Source organism: Pseudoalteromonas sp. AOP7-A1-14, from assembly GCF_052376275.1.
Taxonomy (GTDB): domain Bacteria; phylum Pseudomonadota; class Gammaproteobacteria; order Enterobacterales; family Alteromonadaceae; genus Pseudoalteromonas.
The window spans coordinates 21,569-28,860 of the sequence record NZ_JBQSVO010000036.1; the positions used below are offsets into that span (position 1 = coordinate 21,569).

Consider the following 7,292-nt stretch of genomic DNA (forward strand, 5'->3'; position numbering starts at 1 on the left):
ATTAAAAAATATAACAGTTTTCTTTTTGTTGTTTTAATGGAATAATATATTCCTTTAGCGATTCTCTATTAGGATAAATAATGAGCGTACAATATACTTTACTAGATTGGCTCGTGTTTGCAGGCTATGGTGCAATCCTGTTATTGAGTGGTTGGTGGTTTAATCGCAAACGCGCAAACTCAAGTCAAGATTTCTTCTTAGGCGGTAATAGTATGCCTACGTGGATGGTAGCCATTTCAGTATTAGCTACCTCACAATCTGCAGCAACATTTATCGGCGGTCCGGACCAAGGCTATCAAGGTGACTTATCTTATTTAGCGACAAATATTGGTGCGTTGGTTGCCGCTTTTATAGTTTCAGTTTTTCTTATTCCTAAGTTTTACCAACAACAAGTTTATACCGTTTACGAATTACTCGAAAAGCGTATTGGCCCTCAAGCGAAGCGCCGCAGTGGTTTAATGTATTTATTTGGTCGAATATTTGCTAGTGGTGCACGTTTATATATGGCTGCTATTGCTGTAGCTATGATCCTATATGGTAACATTGAAGCGCAAAGTGTTATTGTCGCTACATTACTATTAGCTTTAGTGGGACTTTTATACACCGTATTTGGTGGTATTCGTAGTGTTATTTATTCAGATGTACTGCAAACTGTTGTTTATGTTAGCGCTGCGATTGCAGTTATTTGGTGTTTACTGATATTAATTCCTGCTGACTTTTCGACTATTTTAGCAGCTATGAATGAACCGGGTAACGGCGCAGATTCAAAACTTGCAATATTTAAGTTTGACTTAGATTTTGGTCCTAGTGGCGTATTCAATATGGCCTCAGTTTTGACGGGCTTTGTACTATTAAATATTGCTGCGTTTGGTCTTGACCAAGATATGACTCAGCGCTTATTAACCTGTAAAAGTGCCAAAGAAGGCAGCAAAGCATTAGTGCTTTCTATCGTGATGGTTATTCCGGTAATGTTAGTATTTATATTTATTGGTTTACTGCTTTATATTGTGTATCAACAGCCAACGCTTATGAATAGTACTGGTACGCAAGTTGTACAAGAATTCAACGGCGAAAAAATTACTATTTTTATGTACTACGTTTTAAATGAAGCGCCAGCGGGTGTTAAAGGGTTAGTCAGCGTAGGTATTATTGCTGCAGCTATTTCTACTTTAAACTCAGGTTTAAGCTCCATGTCGTCGGTTATTGTGCAAGATTTATATCGGCCATATTTAGCTGCTAAAAATAAGCAGGTTGATGACAACCACTTTGTTAAAGCGGGTCGTTTTGGTATGGCTGTAGTGAGTGCCGCACTGGCTGTGATGGCTATTCTTTGTTACTTTTGGCAGCAATATAGCGATATGCCGCTACTTAAGTTTGCACTTAGTGTCATGGTGTTTTCATACAGTGGCCTACTGGGTGTTTATTTCACGACCTTATTTACCAAGCGCGGTAGTGAAGGATCGGTACTTGCAGCATTAATCATCGGCTTTAGCATTACCTTATTAATGCAGCCATATATGGTTGATTGGTTACTACCAGAAAGTATGCGCTTTTCACTTGGCTTTACATGGCAGTTATGTATTGGCACGGCACTTTCAACGCTTGTGTGTTGCATAGGTAAAGCACAGTCTAAACCTTTAGAAAGCAGCACCACGCCCGAGCAGCCAGCATGAATATAAAGTATTTACTTGCGATTGATGGCGGTGGTACAAAAACTCTCGCCAAACTAATTAATACCGATTCAGCCCAAGAGTATACAGCCCAAGCCGGCGCAGCATCGATTTATAACGACTTTGATGGCGCCGTGGATAGCTTGCAGCAGGTAATAACGCACCTATGTAAACAAAGCGGTGCGACACCTGAACAGATTCTCGCTGTAATGGGGCTCGCTGGTGGCTCATCAACACAGTTAGTAGATCGTGTTAAAGCGGTATTAAAACGGGTTTTTAAACTTGAGTTTGCCAAACTTAATATTGTCAGTGATGCGCATACTTCACTATATGGCGCCAACCTTGGTGAGCCGTGTGTGGTGATTGCACTTGGTACCGGCGCTGTGGGTGCGCGTTTAAGTGCTGATGGCAGTACTAAAATTGTGGCCGGTTGGGGCTTTCCTGTTGATGATTTTGGCGGCGGCGCGCGTCTAGGCTTACATGGCGTGCAGCAATTACTTGAAGATATTGACCGCCATGACGGACCAACCAGCAAACTTACTAAGCAGCTTAGTGAGCAAATAGGCGATAACCGTAGCGTTATTTCCAGTTGGCTACGTGATGCTAAGGCGGGTGATTATGCACGCTTTAGCCCGCTGATTTTTAGTTTGCAAAAGCAGTGCGCGGTGCCGACTCGGTACTTGCCAAACATATCCAAGATGTAACCCAATTAATTGAAAAGTCGCGTGATTCAGCGCAATTACCAACTATTGTGATTGGTGGTTTAGGCGATGTCAGCGTGGCTTTACTTGATACCAAAATACAACAAAGCTTATCTTTTCGTCGAGGAGACTCACTAACCGGTGCGGCAATATTGGCCGCCATAGAGTACGACGAATTAACTAATAAAGGACACTATAATGAGCTCTGAAAATGTCTTTAACCAACAAAGTCAGTTGCTAAAAGAATTAAACGGCATTGTCTCTGAAGGGCAAAATCCAGATACACTTGATATTGATTTACTCGATAGCGAAGGTGTATTGACCAAAATAAATAATGAAGACCAAAAAGTAGCATACGCTGTGCAGTTGGTGATTCCACAAATTGCCAAAGCAGTTGATTGCATTGTTGATGCGTTTAAGGTGGAAGGTCGTCTGATTTATATCGGTGCTGGCACCAGTGGTCGTTTAGGTATTTTAGATGCCGTTGAATGTGCGCCTACTTATAGTGTAAGTGAGCAGCAAGTAATGGGTATTATCGCTGGTGGGGAAACAGCGTTTAAAAAAGCCGTAGAAGGCGCTGAAGATAGCACCACACTCGGTGCTGAAGACTTAAAAGCAATTAACTTACAAGCAAAAGATGTCGTTGTAGGCATTGCAGCCAGTGGCCGTACTCCCTATGTATGCGCTGCCATTGAATACGCTAAGTCTTTAGGGTGCGTTACCGTAGGGGTTACCTGTAACCCAGATTCAGCTGTGATGCGTTTACCACAAGTTGGTATTTGCCCTGTAGTGGGTGCAGAAGCGGTAACGGGATCAACTCGTATGAAATCAGGGACAGCGCAAAAGCTAGTGTTGAATATGCTGAGTACCGCTAGCATGATCCGAAGCGGTAAAGTATATAAAAACCTTATGGTTGATGTGAGTGCCAGTAATGAAAAGTTACATGCCCGAGCTATTCGTATCGTAATGCAAGCAACCGAGTGTAGTCACGAAACAGCTGTTGCAGCGCTTAAAGAAGCAGACCAAAGTGCAAAGCTTGCTACATTGATTGTTTTAACAGGCCATAATGGCGAAAAAGCGAAGCAGCTGCTAACTCAAGCAGATGGCTTTTTACGTAAAGCTGTGGAGTTATAATGGTTAAATATATTCTGAGTGTATGTGTATTGTTACTTACCGCTTGCAGTAATAACGTAACTACGATTACAGAGACTAATTCCACTAAAGGCCAGGCGTTAAGTGTTGCAGCCGCGCAGTATGACATTTATTTACCAGCTTTAAAGGGCAAAAGTGTTGGCCTTGTGGTTAATCAAACTTCACAAGTTAATGGCACTCATATTGTCGATTTACTGCGTAAAAAAAACGTCAACGTCACTAAAATATTTGCACCAGAGCATGGTTTTCGTGGGGATCATGATGCAGGTGCTCATGTAAAAAGCACGGTTGATGAGAAAACCGGCATTGATGTAGTTTCTATTTACGGTAGCAATAAAAAGCCAAATAGTGATGTTTTGAGTGAATTAGATGTGATCATCTTTGATATTCAAGATGTGGGTGTGCGCTTTTATACGTATATAAGCTCGATGCATTATATGATGGAAGCAGCAGCACAAAATGATATCGAGTTTATCGTTCTAGATAGACCTAATCCAAACATTGCTTATGTTGATGGGCCTATTTTAGATCTTGCGTTTCAATCATTTGTAGGCATGCACGAAATCCCGGTTTTACACGGTATGACCGTCGGTGAGCTGGCCAAAATGATTAAAGGTGAAGGCTGGATAGATCAAGCTAAAAAGCTTAACTTGACTGTTGTGCCAGTGGCTAATTATAGCCGTGATATGCCATACAGCTTACCCGTTAAACCAAGCCCTAATCTACCTAACGATCAGTCAATAGCGCTTTACCCGTCACTGTGCTTTTTTGAAGCAACGCCAATTACTATTGGTCGCGGCACTGACTTTCCGTTTCAAGTGATAGGTTACTCACCCGTTGCATTAGGTGAATTTAGCTTTAAACCACGTGCCATTAAAGGTGCTTCAATGAATCCTAAGTTTAAAGATATAGAAGTACAAGGCCAAGATTTACGCAAAGCCACTATTGAAGGGCTCGATCTTGGCTTATTTATTGATGCATACCATAAATTATCAGCCGCTGATGAAACCTTCTTTGAGCGTGCTGGCTTTATGGATAAACTTGCTGGCACTGACAAATTACGTTTAGCTATCGAAGCAGGGAAGACAGAAGCGCAAATAAAACAAAGCTGGCAATTAGACTTAGAAGCCTTTAAACAACAGCGTAAAAAGTACTTGTTGTATAAGTAAAGTTAATCTAAGTAAAGAACACAAACGTAGCTTAGGCTACGTTTTTTATTACCTTATCTAAGTCAACTGCGTCGTAATTTAGTGACCATATGGTTTTACCTGAAACGTTATCAAAGGCACCTTAATACATGGGTAAGCTTTTACTTTTTAAAAGCAGGAGCAATATAGTCCAGCTCTATTTGTAAAAATCCTAGAATACAAAAATCATCTTTATAAAGGCGGTAGTCGCGCTCTTTAGTGCAAAATACAATCGTCGAAACGACTTCAGAATAGTTTAAACCTCGCGCATCCACATTCCCTATATTAGCTTCTGAGCTGCGACGAAACTGTTTATAAATATAAAATGACGGATAAGCAGGTCTTGATTTATAGTTGAGGTTGGTGGCTAACCTAAGGCTGTTTTAAACTTTATTTTTGGATTGATGAGTATGAAAGGGTTTTTACATGAAAAGTAAAAGGCCACTACAATGATTGAAGTGGCCTTATATTTACAAAAGTTTAAGTGCTTAGCTTAGTGAGTACTTAAACTTAAAGCGATTAAAACTCAACATTGAATGAAAGCTGTAAAGTACGTGGGTTATAGTAACTACGGTACTCACCAAACGTTTCAGATGAAACTGCTGGGTTGTTGTTGTAACCTGTTTGACGATCAAACACGTTAAACAAATCAGCGCGGAATTGCATGTTAAAATCACCTGCGATTTTGAAATCTTGGGTATAATTTAAATCTAATTGCCAATGGCTTGCACTACGACGGCTACCAGCAGGCTCACCGTAACGACTTACGTCAGAAGAGTAGCCATAAATTGAGCCATCCCATGCTTCCCAAGGTTTACCCGATTGGTATACAAAATATGCACCTATGTTTGCTTCCCACGGTACTGTGTAGTAGCCATACACTTTTAATAAGTGTGGTTTGTCACCCGAAAGTGTCCCATAGCGATTATCCCACGAGTAACGACCGCGGCCATCACCATAGTACGAAGAGCCAATAAAGTTATTCGCATCGTTGCTTGTAGTGGTGTTATCTTGGTCGAAGTTACCATAGTAATGACTCCATACATACGAGGCGTTTATGTAGCTGTTTTCGCCCATATATTCTGCTTCAAGGCTGGCTTCCCAATATTTTGTTTCGCCGCCATCAACTTCAGCAATTACATATGAACCACCACCAATTTCGTTTTGGATTGCAGCAAGGTCATCAATATATAACCCTTTATCGGCAATGTTCTGAGGAACACCTGACGCATCTACATCTGAGTAATCCGTTAAGCGTGCATCGTTTGGCATATCTTCCCAAAAGTGCATACCTTTACGATGACGAACGTGAGCACGTAATACTAAGTCAGAGCCTACATATTTAGTTGTCCCTATAGTAAACTCATTGATACGACGAGGCTTCATATCATCTTGGAACGCTTTACCTGAAGAGCCTTGACGCGGTTCTGAATAGAGCACATTACCGGCATCATCAAATTCAACCTCAAGTGTCGTTGCAGTATTTCTATCCCATGACGCTGCACGTGCAAGTGAATTTGCTTCAGGGTTGTAGATTGCAAAGTTAGCAAATACCGAGTCTTCACCTGAGTACGTCCACGTTGCACCAATACGCGGCTGCAGCATATCAGTCCAATCGGTTTGATACATTTTGTACTTGTTACCTGGTGCTAACTCATAACCTGACACAGTACCTGATTTTTCGCGTAAACCTTGTCCATACATTGTATCTTGGCTAACAAGAAGACCTAGGTTGTAAGTCCAATCGCCTACTTCTATCGTATCGTTAATTTCAAAGTTAAGACTACGTGTTTCTGAAGTAATTGATGGGACTGTTGTATCGCCATCTAGCGTTAAGCTCATTTGTTGTACGTAAGCCCTGTATGCAACAGGAGCTGAGCTACCCATTTCTAGGCTCTCATCCAAACCACCCACGTACGAAATACTGCCCCAGCCATTTGACAAGCGGGTTAATACTTCTTTGCCTTCTTCCCATTTCGCACCAAAGTGTAGAGTGTGGTATGCATCGCCCCAGTCAAATTCATGCTCTAGGTTAACTTCAAAGCTATCACGCGAGAACTCTGAGTCGTCGTACTGAGAATAAGCACCGACACCGCCACCGCCTTTCAATTGACCATTTTCAGTATAACCATATTGATTAACTAACGGTGTAGCGCCTGCATTAAAGGTATCAATTTGTGCTTGGGTGAAGTCTGTTCCTGGATCATATTCACGAATGCTTGGCACTGCGAAGTAACCCATCTGATCTAAATTATTAATATCTAACTGACCATCAAGCGAAGGCATAACAGAAAGTACAGTATCTGGCTGTGAGCCTGAATCAAGTTCAAATTTGCTGTATTGAAACGAAAGCGTGGTTGCTGAGCCAAGGATCCATGAACCATCAAGTGTAAATATATCTTGATCTGCTGTCTCACCTACGGATACCGAATCAGTTTCATAAGCGCCAATAGAGCGACCTTCAATGGTTTTTTCAGAAGTACGTTGTGAGATATTAAATAACCTGAGATCTGTTTAAGCGATAACTAATGCATTGAGCTCTACGTCAGTTAAATTAAGGTGTGGCTTATTTTCTTTTAAGC

General features: G+C 41.3%; 6 protein-coding genes. 5 read left to right on the plus strand and 1 reads right to left on the minus strand.

Features of this window, described 5'->3' with window-relative positions; all coding sequences use genetic code 11:
* The first annotated feature begins 80 nt into the window (after window positions 1-80).
* The 5 genes from ACT3RM_RS07800 to ACT3RM_RS07820 are packed head-to-tail and all read left to right on the plus strand — an operon-like array spanning window position 81 to window position 4,692.
* Entirely contained in the window at window positions 81-1,673 is a 1,593-nt protein-coding gene (locus ACT3RM_RS07800) for a sodium:solute symporter (protein WP_441834834.1), read from the plus strand.
* Window positions 1,670-2,374: a BadF/BadG/BcrA/BcrD ATPase family protein gene (locus ACT3RM_RS07805; RefSeq protein ID WP_441834835.1), complete on the plus strand. Its 705-nt coding sequence runs from the start codon at window positions 1,670-1,672 to the stop codon at window positions 2,372-2,374. The genes ACT3RM_RS07800 and ACT3RM_RS07805 overlap by 4 nt, the downstream gene beginning before the upstream one ends.
* Window positions 2,329-2,580: a hypothetical protein gene (locus tag ACT3RM_RS07810; protein WP_441834836.1), complete on the plus strand. Its 252-nt coding sequence runs from the start codon at window positions 2,329-2,331 to the stop codon at window positions 2,578-2,580. The genes ACT3RM_RS07805 and ACT3RM_RS07810 overlap by 46 nt, the downstream gene beginning before the upstream one ends.
* Window positions 2,570-3,505: an N-acetylmuramic acid 6-phosphate etherase gene (murQ, locus tag ACT3RM_RS07815; RefSeq protein ID WP_441834837.1), complete on the plus strand. Its 936-nt coding sequence runs from the start codon at window positions 2,570-2,572 to the stop codon at window positions 3,503-3,505. Before ACT3RM_RS07810 ends, murQ begins: the two co-directional genes overlap by 11 nt.
* A complete protein-coding gene (locus tag ACT3RM_RS07820) occupies window positions 3,505-4,692 on the plus strand; it encodes an exo-beta-N-acetylmuramidase NamZ family protein (protein ID WP_441834838.1) in 1,188 nt (395 codons plus the stop codon). The genes murQ and ACT3RM_RS07820 overlap by 1 nt, the downstream gene beginning before the upstream one ends.
* 537 nt (window positions 4,693-5,229) lie before the next feature.
* Here ACT3RM_RS07820 and ACT3RM_RS07825 read toward each other — a convergent pair.
* Window positions 5,230-6,996, minus strand: coding sequence for a hypothetical protein (locus ACT3RM_RS07825; protein WP_441995112.1), 1,767 nt, complete (start codon window positions 6,994-6,996; stop codon window positions 5,230-5,232).
* Between the last annotated feature and the right edge of the window lie 296 nt (window positions 6,997-7,292).